The sequence below is a fragment of the Paenibacillus sp. SEL3 genome, from assembly GCF_054602585.1.
The window spans coordinates 2,211,925-2,228,222 of the sequence record NZ_CM137725.1; the positions used below are offsets into that span (position 1 = coordinate 2,211,925).

Genomic DNA, 16,298 nt, shown 5'->3' on the forward strand with positions numbered 1-16,298 from the left:
TTACAATGCAGCATCTATTTCCTTGATCATTTCAGATACAGATTCCAGACCGTTACCTGACAGGTACCAGTAGTTAGGATCAAGGTATATAATATGACCGTTTTTAAATGCATTGGTTTTCTTCACCAGTTCATTCTCCATGGTTTGTTTACCTGTAACCTGCTCCTTGCCTTCTTCGACCACCACTGCTCCACGGTCAACGACAAAAATATAATCCGGATTTTTTTGCTGTACATATTCAAAAGAAACTTTTTGTCCATGCGTGGATACTTTAATGCCAGGATCTACAGGGGTTACGCCAAAAGCATCATGAATGATACCGAAACGGGATTGTGAGCCATATGCGCTCAGGCTTCCTTCATTTGTCAGTACGATCAAGCCTTTAGCCTTGCTCGCTACAGCCTTATCATGTACAGCCTTGATGGAGCTATCAATCACAGCCAGTTCCTGTTTGGCAGCATCCTCTTTGTCGAAGATTTGCCCCAATGTTTCAACATTTTTCTTAAAGGAATGGATATAATCCTTGGTGTCTACAGCCATCGAAATGGTGGGTGCAATTTTGCTCAACTCTTTATATGCATCAGCTTGTCTGCCGCCGATGATGATCAGTTCAGGAGACAGATCACTGATTTTCTCGTAATCCGGTTCAAACAGCGTGCCCGCACTTGCATATTTAGAATCTTTATATTTGCTCAAATACGTAGGAAGATCCTGCTGCGCCACTGCCGCAACGTCAACGCCCAACTTATCGAGCGTATCCAATGAACCAAAATCAAAGACAACGACATTTTTGGGATTAACTTTGACTTGGACCGGGTTTTCATCCAGTGCGTGTTTGACCGAGATGGTTTTGGATTCTGTTGTTGCAGCAGAGGAGCCGTTTCCAGTCGCTTCTGGTGTTGCCGGAGCTGCTTTGCCACAGGCTGACACCATCAGTACCAATGCAAGCATCAGCGTTAAAAACATCATATTTTTCTTCATTTAACATTCCCCCTAAGTAAAATAAACGCAAATTTTATGGTCCCCGATCTGTTGAATCGGAATATCCATGTCGTACAAGTCCTTTAATACCTGACTATCAATCATCTCGTCAGCCGTTCCTTGTTTTAGCAACCTGCCATCCTTCATCCCTACAATATAGTCTGAATAGCAGGATGCAAAATTAATGTCGTGCAGCACGACTAGAATCGTTTTGCCGAGATCATCCACCAAACCACGCAACGTCTTCATAATCTGAACCGAATGCTTCATATCCAGATTGTTCAGTGGCTCATCCAGCAGGATGTATTCTGTGTCCTGAGCCAAAATCATGGCAATAAAAGCCCGTTGTCGCTGTCCCCCACTAAGCAAATCAATATGCTTATCTTTCATATCCTCCAGTCCCATGTAAGCCATAGACTGCTCCACCATTTTGCGATCCTCGCTGTTCAATCTGCCCTTGGAATACGGAAAACGACCGAAACTGACTAGTTCCTTCACGGTTAAGCGAATATTGACATCGTTGGTCTGTTTTAAAATCGATATCTTCCGAGCTAGCTCCTCACTTTTCGTCAGGCTCACGGCCTGCCCGTCAATGAGGATTTCTCCCTCATCACTGTCAGTCAGGCGACTGATCATCGACAACAAGGTGCTTTTTCCAGCGCCGTTAGGTCCAATAAAGGAGGTAATCGTGCCTTTAGGTACAGTGACAGATACCTGATCCACCACATTTTTATTCCCGTAGCGTTTGGTTACGTTTTTGACTTCTACCATGACTTATTCTCCCGCAGCAAAAGGTACAGGAAGTACACCCCCCCGATAAAGTTAATAATGACGCTGACTGTTGTCGATAAGTCGAATACTCTTTCTGCCAGCAGTTGGCATCCTGCCAACGCAATAACACTGACACAGATAGAGGCCGGAATAATATAACGATGCTGATAGGTTTTCATCACCTGATAAGCCACATTGGCCACAATTAATCCGAGAAACGTAATCGGCCCGACAAGCGCTGTAGAAATGGAAATGAGAATCGCTACGATAATTAGCAGCCTTTTGATAATAAAACCATAAGGGAGACCTAAATTAATCGCATGCTCTCGTCCGAGCGACAGCACGTCCAGATACTTGATGAATCTCCACGCATAAGCAAATACGAGCACAAGCACGAATACAGAAAGCCACAGCAGCTCAGTGTTTACATTACTGAAGCTGGCAAAGCTCTTGTCCTGGATTTTCGCAAATTCGTTCGGATCAATCAGTACCTCCATAAAGGTAGATAAACTGTTAAACAGCGTGCCGAATACCAGACCAATCAGCAAAAGTACATAAATCCCGCGTCCATCTTTGCGGAAAATTAATTTGTATAGCAGTCCTGCGAACAGCACCATCAGCCCCACCGACAGCAAAAAGTTCAATTCTTTGCTGGTCGAAATGAAGGGTACGGAACCAAATGCAAAAATAATCGTCGTCTGAATCAGCATATACAGCGAATCCAGTCCGATAATACCCGGAGTCAAAATCTTATTATTCGTAACCGTCTGGAAAATAACGGTTGCAAAAGCAATGGAGCCACCTGTCAGAATGAAAGCTGCGATCTTTTTCAATCGTCGTGGCAGCGCGTAATGCCAGGTATGCGGAAGATCTATAAATACAAAAGCAGCAATCAACACAAGCGCGGCAGCAGCTAATATTCCGATTTTTAATTTAGGATTCATAGGCCCTTCTCCTCAGCAGCAAATACAAGAACAACGCGCTCCCGATCACACCCACCGTAAGCCCTACAGAAATTTCATACGGATAAATGATCACCCGTCCCAAAATGTCGCAAAACAGCACAAAGACGGCGCCCAAGATCGCTGTATGGGCCAGGCTTTTTTTCAGATTATCCCCCATATACATACTGACGAGATTAGGTACAACCAGCCCCAAAAAGGGAATTGTCCCGACCGTTAAGATGACAACAGAGGAAACCAAAGCCACGATCACCAAACCCACATTGACAGTGCGCTTGTAATGTACGCCCAGATTGGCCGCAAAATCCTCGCCCATGCCTGCAATTGTGAAACGATTCGCATATATGTACGTCAGCGCAACCAAAGGAACACTAAGATATAGCATCTCATAGCGACCACTCATGATTAGAGAAAAATCCCCCTGCATCCACGAAGAAATGCCCTGGATCAGATTGTATTTGTAAGCAAAAAAGGTCGTTACCGAATTTAAAATACCTCCAAACATCAAGCCGACAAGCGGGATAAATACCGGGTCCTTGAAACGGATTTTATCCAGTATTTTCATGAAAATCAGTGTTCCCCCTAGAGCAAATCCGAAAGCCGTCAGCATCTTCGTCCAAAATCCCGCTGCTCCAAACACCATAATAGCCATCAGCACACCCAATCGTGCCGCATCCATCGTCCCTGCAGTGGTGGGAGAAACAAATCGGTTCCGGGTAAGCTGCTGCATGATCAATCCACAGATACTCATACTCGCCCCTGCGATAATAATACTGATCAATCGTGGGAATCTGCTAATCAGGAGTACCTGCGCCTGATCGTTGGTTAAGTGGAACAAATCAAGTGGAGTTACATCATGAACACCAATAAAAACCGAGGCGAAAGCCAGTACCAGAAAAGCCAGTATTAAATAGCGCAATTTCATCTCTAACTAAGGGAGCCTGTCCAATAACCTGTACCAAGCTTCGGCCCTGTCCTCCCCTCCAATAATGATAATGATTATCAAAATCAACTAGCATAAATTATATCAGTGATATTGTATCTGTCAAATTTTTTTGCAATGAATAAACCATATCAAGAAAGGTGTTAGCAAAACCTGAATAGTCTAAAGAGCGAATGAGCAAATAAGAGCAATATCCTGTAAAATAGAGATGGAATATTTAGGATTGCCCTTTCTTTCATTACTGTAGAAAATATTGGAATTGGGGTTTCATTAATTTGATGGACCAAAAAAACAGGAGGAGAATGATGAATCACATACTAATCGTCGAGGACGATATCGCCTTGAGTAACGGTATTGTTCTTGCGCTTAAAGAACCTAACAACGTATTTACACAAACGTATGACACTGCTGCTGCAAAAGAACAATTGAACATCACTGCTTTTGACCTAGTGATACTTGATGTAAACTTGCCGGATGGGAATGGACTCGACCTCTTAACCCATATACGTAAAACAAAAGCTTTACCAGTCATTGTTCTGACTGCGAATGATATGGAAACAGATATTGTCACTGGTCTTGAGCTGGGTGCTGATGACTACATCACCAAACCCTTCAGTCTGATGATACTGAGAGCAAGAGTTGGTGTTCAGCTTAAGAAATCCAAATACTCGCTTGCAGACTCCATTCAGCTAGGTGATTTTTCCTTCTCATTTGAGAGGATGGAATTTAATAAGAATGATATACCGATTGAACTAAGTAAAACGGAGCAAAAATTGTTGCGCATTCTAATCAACAATCGAGGAAATACCGTTTCGCGTGATCATTTAATAGACAGCATCTGGACTGACGGGGCTGAATATGTAGGTGAAAATGCCTTGTCGGTTACGATAAAAAGGCTACGTGACAAGCTCGAGGATCATCCTTCTTCCCCACAATATATTAAAACGGTGTATGGGTTGGGCTACACATGGGCTTTGAAATGAGATGACGACATTCCTATATATATGTATTGGAATTGCCGTCGCTGCTGTATGCACTGCTGTGTGTGCTATTATGCTGTATCGCAGGAGCATCCAAAAAACAATGAAAACCATTGAGAACATGCTGGATGCCGCGATAAATGGCAGCTTCTCAGAGGATGTCTTTGATGAATCCGTTCTTTCTTCAATAGAAGCTAAATTCGTGAGATTTCTTTCCATTTGTTCCGTGTCCTCCAAAAATCTGCTTGCTGAAAAGAATAAAATAAATGAGCTGATTTCCGATATTTCACACCAAACGAAAACACCATTGGCCAACATCCTGCTTTATTCCCAACTACTTAGCGAATACGAACTATCACAGGATACCTCCACTTGTGTGAAAGCTCTATCTGCACAGGCCGAAAAGCTTAACTTTCTGATTCAGGCATTGTTGAAAACATCGCGGCTTGAAACGGGGATTATCACGGTAGCGCCAAGGAGAGAATCTGTTCATAAGCTCCTTGATGCTGCACTGGAGCAAATAACGCCAAAAGCAGATGCCAAAGGGATAACAGTTTTTAGGGAGGACACCGTTATTCATGCTTATTTTGACCTAAAGTGGACCAGTGAAGCTGTCTATAACATTATGGATAACGCTATAAAATATACAGAGACAGGCGGAAACATGGATATAAAAGTGATGGCATACGAATTGTTTTGTCGAATTGATATTACTGATAGCGGCATAGGCATTGCAGAAGAAGAACAAGGGAAGATCTTTACTCGCTTCTATCGCTCCCCTACTGTTAACTCGCAGGAGGGCGTCGGGATTGGTCTGTTTTTAGCTAGAGAAATCATCGCTGCGGAGGGTGGGTACATCAAAGTACGGTCACACTACGGCCGTGGTTCTGCCTTCTCTATTTTTCTTCCTATGGATACTTAATTATTTCAACACCGTTAGATTTCGGAAAGATTGTAGAAAGATTAGTGTGCTAATGTCTGTACTGTAGATGACTACGATACAGACATTTTTTTTGTGGAGGAGAATGTATATGGGCCTATTGAAAACTCAGGCATTAAGGAAGCATTACGGGAACGGAGATACTGCTGTTCATGCCTTAGACGGCGTGAATCTGGAGGTGGAAAGCGGTGAATTTGTTGCTATTGTCGGTACGTCCGGGAGCGGCAAATCTACCCTTCTCCATATGCTGGGTGGACTTGATCGTCCAACAAGCGGAAACGTTACGATTGACGGCAAAGATATTTCTTCACTGAAAGACGAAGAATTGACCATTTTTCGCAGACGAAAGATTGGCTTCGTGTTTCAAAATTACAACCTGGTACCTGTCTTGAATGTCTACGAAAATATTGTACTTCCGATTGAACTGGATGGTAAAGAACCCGACAAAACCCACATAGATAAAATTGTACATACCTTGGGCCTTGACCACAAAATGAATAATCTGCCAAACAATCTTTCCGGTGGACAACAACAGCGTGTAGCTATCGCCAGAGCACTAGCAGCCAAGCCCGCCATTATCTTGGCAGATGAACCCACCGGAAACCTGGACAGTAAAACCAGTCTGGATGTGATGGGATTGATCAAGGTATCCAGCCAGCAGTTCGCCCAAACAATGGTGATGATTACCCACAACGAGGAAATTGCGCAAATGGCCGATCGGATCATTCGGATTGAGGACGGTAAAATAGTAGGTGGTGCGACTAGATGATCAAAGTAAAAAACAGTAAGGCGGTTCGTAATTTATCAGATAAAAGTTTAAAAGCCAATAAAATCCGTAATATTATTGCGGTTATCGCTATTGCCTTAACCACTTTGTTATTTACATCTCTGTTTACTATGGGAATTGGCGCGATGGAAAGTTTCCAGCAGGCAACGATGCGACAGTCTGGTGGTGCAGGGCATGGTTATCTCAAATATATCAACGATGAGGAATTTAATCAGATCAAAGACCACCCTCTTATTAAAGAGATAGCATATAACCGCCTGTTAAGTGGAAAGGTGACAAACGAGCATTTTTTAAAGCGTCGTGCGGAGTTCTGGTATCATGACGATGTAGGACTAAAGCTAGGATTGATTGAGCTAGAAAAAGGCCACAAACCAGTGGCGGAAAATGAGGTTATCGCAGACTCGAAGACCCTACAGTTACTGGGTACTCCCCTGAAAGAAGGCGCCCCATTGTCCTTGAAGCTTGAGGTTCACGGCAAAATGGTACAGCGTGAATTTATCCTCTCCGGCTGGTGGAAGAGTGACCCCGCCGCCGGGATAGCCAGAGGTCAAATTTATGCTTCTAAAGCTTATGTAGATGCACATGCCGAAGAATTACGCTACACATATAAGCAGGATCATGATATGACCGGAACCATCAATGCAGGTATCATGTTCGATAACAGCTCGAACATGCGGGAAAATCTTAATAAAGTGATTACAGAAAGCGGTTATTCCCTGGACAAAAATGCACCAAACTATATTAACGGTAATGTTAACTGGGCTTATCTTTCCAACACTTTCAGTTCGAACCCTGAAGCCGTCTTTCCCCTAGCCATTGGTCTGTTACTGATTATGCTTACTGGCTACTTGATCATCTATAATATTTTCCAAATCTCGGTGATGCGTGATATTCGTTTCTTCGGTCTTCTAAAAACCGTCGGCACAACCAGCAGGCAAATCAGCAGAATTATCCGAAGACAGGCATTATTTCTTTCCTTGATCGGGGTTCCCATCGGCTTGCTCGGGGGTTTTTGGGTCGGAAAATCGCTTATCCCTCTGCTGCTTATGAACAATTATAGGCACGCTGAGGTAACCCTATCCCCCAGCCCATGGATTTTTATCGGCTCCGCTCTGTTTGCAGTCATAACAGTTATGATCAGTGCATATAAGCCTAGCAGAATTGCGGCAACTGTGTCTCCGATTGAGGCAGTAAGATACGTAGACGGAGCTACCCAAAAGGGGAAGAAAAAACTAAAAAAATCAACTAACGGTGCTAAGATTCCCCTGATGGCTCGAGTCAACTTAGGGCGCAATAAGAGGCGGACTATTTTGGTGTTGCTTAGCCTTTCTCTAGGTCTAGTGCTACTGAATACTACTTTTACATTATCCCAAAGTCTGGATATGAATAAGTATGTGTCTAAAAGCCATGACACTGACTTTCTGATTGCACATGCTGATTATTTTCAAGAACATTTCACAGGCCCTGACAATGCGACGACGGAAAGCTATATTCAGGCCATAAAGGCACAACCCGGTTTTGAAGAAGGTGGACGATTGTACAGTGGCAGTAATGTACTCACTGTCGAGTATAAAGAGAACAAAGAGGGGTACGAAACCGACGCTCACGGTAACTTGCCTATAATAGCATATGGGCTGGAAGAGTTACCTCTTCATCGACTACAATTAATTGACGGTGAGCTTGATTATGGTAAGCTGGCTTCGGGGAAGTACATTCTGGAGAACGTTAACCTAGATGACAATAACAAGCCGTATTTGGAAAGTGAAAAATATAAGGTGGGTGAAAAGGTTACTCTTCATAACTATATGGGTACAGCAAAAGCTTCGCTGAATCAGGAGTATACCAGCCATGAATTTACAGTGCTTGGTCATGTTAGCGTGAGAACCAATTTGAATATAGACGGTGCTAGTTATGCTAACTTCTACCTCCCGGCGGATATCTACAAAACGCTTGTGAAGAAGCCTGTGGTGATGAGTTATGCCTTTAATGTATCCGACAGTAAAGAAACAACGATGGAGAGCTTCTTAAAGAACTATACCGAAATAAAGGAGCCAACGATGCATTATAAATCCAAATCCACCGTGATTGCCGAGTTTTCAGGTATGCAAAAAACAATTTTGATGATCGGCGGTACGCTCAGTATTATTATTGGTGTGATTGGTATTATTAATTTTGCAAACGCGCTTCTAACTAGTATTCTGACCCGGCATCAAGAATTTGCTATACTACAAAGTATCGGTATGACTACTAAACAATTAAAGACAATGCTCATTTATGAGGGTCTATACTATGTGCTCGGTACTAGCATATGCTCCGTCTTATTAGGAAGCTTATTTTCCGTCTTGATTGCAAGACCCTTGAGTAACGTAATGTGGTTTATGAGTTATAAATTTATTATTTGGCCGCTGATCCTCGTGCTGCCTGTTCTACTCGTGCTTGGGATCTGTCTTCCTCTCGCTATTTATTCTCTGAGCAACAAGAAAACTATCGTAGAGCGACTGCGAACAGCAGAATAAATCCCCCTTAGTCGAAATGACCTAGCAAAAACTTATAGCTAGGTCATTATCGTATGCTTTAAAACCATCTATCGCTGGCTATATAAGGCCTTTTGGTGAAAGACCTACTTACCGTAGCTGCTTCCCCATACCCTACTCTGCATTCCATAGGCATTGTGGAAGAGGAATATGGTAAAATCTTCGCGGCTCCACCTCTTCCATTTTTCTTTCCATAGGCAGGTTATTCTTTCAACACTGTTAGATTTCAGAAAGATTGTAGAAAGATTAGTGTGCTAATGTCTGTACTGTAGATGACTACGATACAGACATTTTTTTGTGGAGGAGAATGTATATGGGCCTATTGAAAACTCAGGCATTAAGGAAGCATTACGGGAACGGAGATACTGCTGTTCATGCCTTAGACGGCGTGAATCTGGAGGTGGAAAGCGGAGAATTTGTCGCTATTGTTGGTACGTCCGGGAGCGGCAAATCTACCCTTCTCCATATGCTGGGTGGACTTGATCGTCCAACCAGTGGAAATGTCACGATTGACGGCAAGGATATCTTCTCTCTCAAAGATGAAGAATTGACTATTTTTCGCAGACGAAAGATTGGCTTCGTATTTCAAAATTATAATCTAGTTCCAGTCTTAAATGTCTACGAAAATATCGTGCTCCCCATTGAACTGGATGGGAAACAACCAGACAAAGCCTATCTGACCCAAATTACGAATACGCTGGGGCTTGAGAACAAATTAAATAATCTACCGGGTAATCTTTCGGGAGGGCAGCAGCAGCGGGTAGCCATTGCGAGAGCACTGGCGACGAAACCAGCCATTATTTTGGCCGACGAGCCTACTGGCAACCTGGACAGTAAAACCAGCCTGGATGTCATAGGGTTGATCAAGGTATCCAGCCAACAGTTCGCCCAAACGATGGTGATGATTACTCATAATGAAGAAATCGCGCAGATGGCAGACCGCATCATCCGCATTGAGGACGGTAAAATAGTAGGTGGTGCGACCCGATGATCAAAGTAAAAAACAGTAAGGCGGTTCGTAATTTATCAGATAAAAGTTTAAAAGCGAATAAAATCCGCAATATTATTGCGATTATCGCTATTGCCTTAACCACTTTGTTATTTACATCTCTGTTTACTATGGGAATTGGCGCGATGGAAAGTTTCCAGCAGGCAACGATACGACAGGTTGGTGGGAAAGCGCATGCTTTTATCAAATATATCAACGATGAGGAATTTAATCAGATCAAAGACCACCCTCTTATTAAAGAGATAGCATATAGCCGCTTGTTGAGTGAAAAAGTGACAAACGAGCAATTTTTAAAGCGTCGTGCGGAGTTCTGGTATCATGACGATGTAGGGCTGAAGCTAGGATTGATTGAGCTAGAAAAAGGCCACAAACCAGTGGCAGAAAATGAGGTTATCGCGGACTCTAAGACCCTACAGTTACTGGGTACTCCCCTGAAAGAGGGCGCCCCATTGACCTTGAAGCTTGAGGTTCACGGCAAAATGGTACAGCGTGAATTTATCCTCTCCGGCTGGTGGAAGAGTGACCCCGCCGCCACGATAGCCAGAGGTCAAATTTATGCTTCTAAAGCTTATGTAGATGCCCATGCCGAAGAATTACGCTACACATATAAGCAGGACCATGATATGACCGGAGCCATCAATGCAGATATCATGTTTGATAACAGCTCGAACATGCAAGAAAATCTTAATAAAGTGATTACAGAAAGCGGTTATTCCCTGGACAAAAATGCACCAAACTATATTAACAGTAATGTTAACTGGGCTTATCTTTCCAACACTTTCAGTTCGAACCCTGAAGCCGTCTTTCCCCTAGCCATTGGTCTGTTACTGATCATGCTTACTGGCTATCTGATCATCTATAATATTTTCCAAATCTCGGTGATGCGTGACATTCGTTTCTACGGTCTTCTAAAAACCATTGGCACAACCAGCAGGCAAATCAGCAGAATTATCCGCAGACAGGCATTATTTCTTTCCTTGATCGGGGTTCCCATCGGCTTGCTCGGGGGTTTTTGGGTCGGAAAATCGCTTATCCCTCTGCTGCTTATGAACAATTATAGGCACGCTGAGGTAACCCTATCCCCCAGCCCATGGATTTTTATCGGCTCCGCTCTGTTTGCAGTCATAACAGTTATGATCAGTGCATATAAGCCTAGCAGAATTGCGGCAACTGTGTCTCCGATTGAGGCAGTAAGATACGTAGACGGAGCTACCCAAAAAGGGAAGAAAAAACTAAAAAAATCAACTAACGGTGCTAAGATTCCCCTGATGGCTCGAGTCAACTTAGGGCGCAATAAGAAGCGGACTATTTTAGTGCTGCTTAGCCTTTCTCTAGGTCTAGTGCTACTGAATACTACTTTTACATTATCCCAAAGTCTGGATATGAATAAGTATGTGTCTAAAAGCCATGACACTGACTTTCTGATTGCACATGCTAATTATTTTCAAGAACATTTCACAGGCCCTGACAATGCAACAACGGAAAGCTATATTAAGGCCGTACAGGCACAACCCGGTTTTGAAGAAGGTGGACGATTGTACAGTGGCAGCAATCTATTCGCTATCGAGCATAAAGATAACAAAGAGGGGAAGGGGGAAATCGTCACTCCTGACGCTCGCGGCAACTTATCTGCAATAATGTATGGGCTTGAAGATCTCCCCCTTCACCGACTACAATTAATTGATGGTGAACTTGATTATGGCAAGCTAGCTTCGGGAAAGTACATTCTGGAAGGAGTCTGGTTAGACGATTACGAAAATCCTGAAATGAAACGATCCGTATACAAAGTAGGTGAAAAGGTTACTCTTCATAACTATATAGACACAGCAAATGCCCAAGAGTATACTAGCCATAAATTCACAGTTCTAGGTCATGTCGGAATAAAATCATCCAATTCTGGTGTAGACGTTGCTAGTTATACTGACTTCTATCTCCCGGCGGATATCTACAAAACGCTTGTCAAGAAGCCTGTAGTGATGAGTTACGCCTTCAATGTATCCGACAGTAAAGAAAAAACGATGGAGAGCTTTTTAACGAATTATACCGAAGCAAAGGAGCCCGTTATGGACTATCGGTCCAAATCCACCGTAATTGCCGAGCTTTCAGGTATGCAAAAAACAATTCTGATGATCGGTGGTACGCTCAGTATTATTATTGGTGTGATTGGCATTCTTAATTTTGCAAACGCACTTCTAACTAGTATTCTGACCCGGCATCAGGAATTTGCTATACTACAAAGCATTGGCATGACCAACAAACAATTAAAAACAATGCTCATTTATGAGGGTCTGTACTATGTCCTCGGCACCAGCATATGCTCCATCTTATTAGGAAGCCTACTTTCCGTCTTGATTGCGAAACCCTTGAGTGCCCAAATATGGTTTATGAGTTATAAATTTATTATCTGGCCGCTGATCCTCGTGTTGCCTGTTCTGCTCGTGCTTGGGATCTGTCTTCCCCTTGCTATTTATTCTCTGAGCAACAAGAAAACTATCGTAGAGCGACTGCGAACAGCAGAATAAATCCCCCTTAGTCGAAATGACCTAGCAAAAACTTATAGCTAGGTCATTATCGTATGCTTTAAAACCATCTATCGCTGGCTATATAAGGCCTTTTGGTGAAAGACCTACTTACCGTAGCTGCTTCCCCATACCCTACTCTGCATTCCATAGGCATTGTGGAAGAGGAATATGGTAAAATCTTCGCGGCTCCACCTCTTCCATTTTTCTTTCCATAGGCAGGTTATTCTTTCAACATTGTTAGATTTCAGAAAGATTGTTGAAAGATTATTATGATACGGTCTGTATAGTATAGCAAGGAGATACAGACTATTTCTTGGAGGGAAACAAAAGTGACTTTATTGAAAACTCAGGCATTAAGGAAGCATTACGGGAACGGAGATACTGCTGTTCATGCCTTAGACGGCGTGAATCTGGAGGTGGAAAGCGGTGAATTTGTCGCTATTGTTGGTACGTCCGGGAGCGGCAAATCCACCCTTCTCCATATGCTGGGTGGACTGGATCGTCCGACAAGCGGAAGTGTTACGATTGACGGCAAAGATATTTTCACATTGAAAAACGAAGAATTAACTATTTTCCGCAGACGAAAGATTGGCTTCGTGTTTCAAAATTATAACCTGGTGCCCGTCTTAAATGTCTATGAAAATATTGTGCTCCCCATTGAACTGGATGGTAAAGAACCAGACAAAACCCACATAGATAAAATAGTACATACCTTGGGCCTTGACCACAAAATGAATAATCTGCCAAACAATCTTTCCGGTGGACAACAGCAGCGTGTAGCCATTGCCAGAGCACTGGCAGCCAAGCCCGCCATTATCTTGGCTGATGAACCCACCGGAAATCTGGACAGTAAAACCAGTCTGGATGTAATGGGATTGATTAAGGTATCCAGCCAACAGTTCGCCCAAACAATGGTGATGATTACCCACAACGAGGAAATTGCGCAAATGGCCGATCGGATCATTCGTATTGAGGACGGTAAAATAGTTGGTGGTAAAGGCAAATGATCAAGGTAAAGAACAAAAGAGTAATCCGTAATTTATCAGACAAGAGCTTGAAAACGAACAAAACTCGCAATATTATTGCGATTATCGCTATTGCCTTAACCACTTTGTTATTTACATCTGTGTTTACTATGGGGATTGGCGCGATGGAAAGTTTCCAGCAGGCAACGATGCGACAGGCCGGTGGGGAAGCGCATGCTTCTCTCAAATTTATCAACGATGAGGAATTTAATCACATCAAAGACCACCCTCTTATTAAGGAGATAGCATATTGCCGCTCGTTAAGTCAAAAGGTAACAAACGAGCAATTTTTAAAGCGCAAAACAGAGTTCTGGTATCGTGACGATCTAGGGCTAAAGCTAGGATTGGTTGAGCTAGAAAAAGGCCACAAACCGGTGGCAGAAAATGAGGTTATCGCGGACTCTAGCACCTTACAGTTACTGGGTATTCCCCTGAAAGAGGGCGTTCCGTTGACCTTGAAGCTTGAGGTTCACGGCAAAACGGTGCAGCGTGAATTTATCCTCGCCGGCTGGTGGAAGAGTGACCTCGCCGCCGGGATGGACGTAGGCACAATCTATGCTTCTAAAGCTTATGTGGATGCCCATGCTGAAGAATTAATTAACACATATAAGCAGGATTATAATCGGACCGGAGCCATCAGGGCAGATATCATGTTCGATAACAGCTCGAACATCCAGGGAAAACTTGATCAAGTGATTACAGAAAGCGGTTATTCCCTAGACCAAAATGCACCGAACTACATTGCAAGTTCTGTGAACTGGACGTATTTTTCCAACACTTTCAGTTCGAACCCTGAAGTCGTCTTTGTCTTAGCTGGTGGTCTGTTACTGATCATGCTTACTGGCTATTTGATCATCTATAATATTTTCCAAATCTCGGTGATGCGTGATATTCGTTTCTACGGTCTTCTAAAAACCATCGGCACAAGCAGTAGCCAACTCCGTAGGCTCATTCATAGACAGGCATTATTTCTTTCCTTGGTCGGAGTTCCCATCGGCTTACTTGTGGGTTTTGGGGTCGGAAAATCGCTTCTCCCTCTGCTTATGAACACTTTTGGGCACGCTGAGGTAACCCTATCCCCCAACCCATGGATTTTTATCAGCTCCGCTTTGTTTGCAGCCATTACAGTTATCATCAGTATTTATAAGCCTATTAGGATTGCAGCGACTGTGTCTCCAATCGAGGCAGTAAGATACGTAGACGGAGCTATCAAAAAGGGTAAGAAAAAACTTAAAAAATCAACTAACGGTGCTAAAATGCCGCTGATGGCTCAAGCCAACTTAGGGCGCAATAAGAAGCGGACTACTTTAGTGCTGATTGGCCTTTCTCTAAGTCTGGCGCTACTGAATATTACTTTTACATTATCCCAAAGTCTGGATATGGATAAATATGTGTCTAGAAGCATTGACGCTGACTTTGTGATTGCACATGCAGGTTATTTTCAAGAACATTTCACAGGTCCTGACAATGCAACAACGGAAAGTTATATCCAGGCCGTACAAGCACAACCTGGTTTTGAAGAAGGTGGACGATTGTACAGTGGCAGCAATTTACTCACTGCTGATTGTAAAGAGACCTTAAAGGGAGACGGCACCGACGCTCGTGGCAACTTATCTGCAACGCCAGCAGGCATTAATGCTTGTGGCTCTTTACCATACGACACCGACGCTCGTGGCAACATATCAGCAGCAGCATATGGTCTCGAAGAGTTTCCTCTTCACCGACTACAACTAATTGACGGTGAGCTTGATTATGGCAAGCTGGCTTCGGGTAAATATATCCTGGAAAATGTCATACTGGATAACGATGGTAATCCCAAAATGAAATATTCGGCATATAAGATAGGTGAAAAGGTTGTCCTTCATAACTATATGGACACAGCAAAAGTCCAGGAGTATACTAGCCATGAATTCACAGTCCTCGGTCATGTCGCCCGAAAAGGAATTAATAATGGTGTAATAGGTGCTAATGTTGAATTCTTTCTTCCGGCGGATATCTACAAAACACTTGTGAAGAAGCCTACGGTGATGAGTTATGATTTTAATGTATCCAACAGTAAAGAAAAAACGATGGAGAGCTTCTTAAAGAACTATACCGGAGTAAAGGAGCGAACGATGCACTATCGATCCAAATCTACCGTAATTACCGCGTTATTAGGTATGCGAAATACTATTTTGATGATTGGCGGTATGCTCAGCGTTATTATCGGTTTGATTGGTACTCTTAATTTTGCAAACGCGCTTCTAACTAGCATTCTGACCCGCCATCAAGAATTTGCTATACTACAAAGTATCGGTATGACTACTAAACAATTAAAGACAATGCTCATTTATGAGGGTCTGTACTATGTGCTCGGTACTAGCATATGCTCCATCTTATTAGGAAGCTTATTTTCCGTCTTGATTGCAAGACCCTTGAGTAACGTAATGTGGTTTATGAGTTATAAATTTATTATTTGGCCGCTGATCCTCGTGCTGCCTGTTCTGCTCGTGCTTGGGATCTGTCTTCCTCTCGCTATTTATTCTCTGAGCAACAAGAAAACTATCGTAGAACGACTGCGAACAGCAGAATAAATCTCCCCCTAGTCAAGAAACGAAATGACCTAGCAAAAACTTCTGGCTAGGTCATTTCTTAGTTGCTCAACTGTATAATTAGTGCCCGTTCCCTAACCTCCCTGAATTTATTAAAATAATGAGAAAAAACATAGGACCTTGGTGAAAGAGCAACTGTGGACATCCATCAAGGAGAATAAGCTGACTACGGCACAGAATTGGATCACCCACGAAACTCTTAAATCGTCTTCATAATCGCCCTATGAAGGTATCTATTCGATTGTCTATATGG

12 protein-coding genes are annotated in these 16,298 nt (G+C 43.0%); 8 read left to right on the forward strand and 4 right to left on the reverse strand.

Annotated elements, in window-relative coordinates; translation table 11 throughout:
• From ACYCS5_RS10445 to ACYCS5_RS10460, 4 genes are read right to left on the reverse strand one after another with little or no spacing between them, the layout of a single operon-like run.
• The gene (locus ACYCS5_RS10445) at positions 1 to 981 is read right to left on the reverse strand and encodes a siderophore ABC transporter substrate-binding protein (RefSeq protein WP_459761010.1); all 981 of its coding nucleotides are present in this window, start codon (positions 979 to 981) and stop codon (positions 1 to 3) included.
• A 12-nt stretch (positions 982 to 993) separates the two neighbouring features.
• Positions 994 to 1,752, reverse strand: coding sequence for an iron ABC transporter ATP-binding protein (locus ACYCS5_RS10450; RefSeq protein ID WP_029519266.1), 759 nt, complete (start codon positions 1,750 to 1,752; stop codon positions 994 to 996).
• Positions 1,746 to 2,696 (reverse strand): iron chelate uptake ABC transporter family permease subunit, encoded by a 951-nt coding sequence (locus tag ACYCS5_RS10455; protein ID WP_039273794.1) that lies wholly within the window; start codon positions 2,694 to 2,696, stop codon positions 1,746 to 1,748. Before ACYCS5_RS10455 ends, ACYCS5_RS10450 begins: the two co-directional genes overlap by 7 nt.
• Complete coding sequence (locus tag ACYCS5_RS10460) at positions 2,686 to 3,639, reverse strand: ABC transporter permease (protein WP_029519270.1); 954 nt, start codon at positions 3,637 to 3,639, stop codon at positions 2,686 to 2,688. Before ACYCS5_RS10460 ends, ACYCS5_RS10455 begins: the two co-directional genes overlap by 11 nt.
• A gap of 323 nt (positions 3,640 to 3,962) precedes the next feature.
• On the opposite strand from ACYCS5_RS10460, the gene ACYCS5_RS10465 reads away from it, so the two are divergent.
• The 8 genes from ACYCS5_RS10465 (at position 3,963) to ACYCS5_RS10500 (ending at position 16,027) form a co-directional block, all read left to right on the forward strand.
• A complete protein-coding gene (locus tag ACYCS5_RS10465) occupies positions 3,963 to 4,640 on the forward strand; it encodes a response regulator transcription factor (protein ID WP_029519271.1) in 678 nt (225 codons plus the stop codon).
• A gap of 1 nt (position 4,641) precedes the next feature.
• Positions 4,642 to 5,559, forward strand: a complete 918-nt coding sequence (locus ACYCS5_RS10470) for a sensor histidine kinase (RefSeq protein ID WP_459761011.1) — start codon at positions 4,642 to 4,644, stop codon at positions 5,557 to 5,559.
• A 109-nt stretch (positions 5,560 to 5,668) separates the two neighbouring features.
• The gene (locus ACYCS5_RS10475) at positions 5,669 to 6,346 is read left to right on the forward strand and encodes an ABC transporter ATP-binding protein (RefSeq protein WP_459761012.1); all 678 of its coding nucleotides are present in this window, start codon (positions 5,669 to 5,671) and stop codon (positions 6,344 to 6,346) included.
• Positions 6,343 to 8,880, forward strand: coding sequence for an ABC transporter permease (locus ACYCS5_RS10480; protein WP_459761013.1), 2,538 nt, complete (start codon positions 6,343 to 6,345; stop codon positions 8,878 to 8,880). Before ACYCS5_RS10475 ends, ACYCS5_RS10480 begins: the two co-directional genes overlap by 4 nt.
• Positions 8,881 to 9,211: 331 nt before the next feature.
• Complete coding sequence (locus ACYCS5_RS10485; RefSeq protein ID WP_340956888.1) at positions 9,212 to 9,889, forward strand: ABC transporter ATP-binding protein; 678 nt, start codon at positions 9,212 to 9,214, stop codon at positions 9,887 to 9,889.
• The gene (locus tag ACYCS5_RS10490; RefSeq protein WP_459761014.1) at positions 9,886 to 12,429 is read left to right on the forward strand and encodes an ABC transporter permease; all 2,544 of its coding nucleotides are present in this window, start codon (positions 9,886 to 9,888) and stop codon (positions 12,427 to 12,429) included. Before ACYCS5_RS10485 ends, ACYCS5_RS10490 begins: the two co-directional genes overlap by 4 nt.
• A 329-nt stretch (positions 12,430 to 12,758) precedes the next feature.
• Complete coding sequence (locus tag ACYCS5_RS10495) at positions 12,759 to 13,436, forward strand: ABC transporter ATP-binding protein (protein ID WP_322252841.1); 678 nt, start codon at positions 12,759 to 12,761, stop codon at positions 13,434 to 13,436.
• Positions 13,433 to 16,027: an ABC transporter permease gene (locus ACYCS5_RS10500; protein ID WP_459761015.1), complete on the forward strand. Its 2,595-nt coding sequence runs from the start codon at positions 13,433 to 13,435 to the stop codon at positions 16,025 to 16,027. Before ACYCS5_RS10495 ends, ACYCS5_RS10500 begins: the two co-directional genes overlap by 4 nt.
• Positions 16,028 to 16,298: the final 271 nt, after the last annotated feature.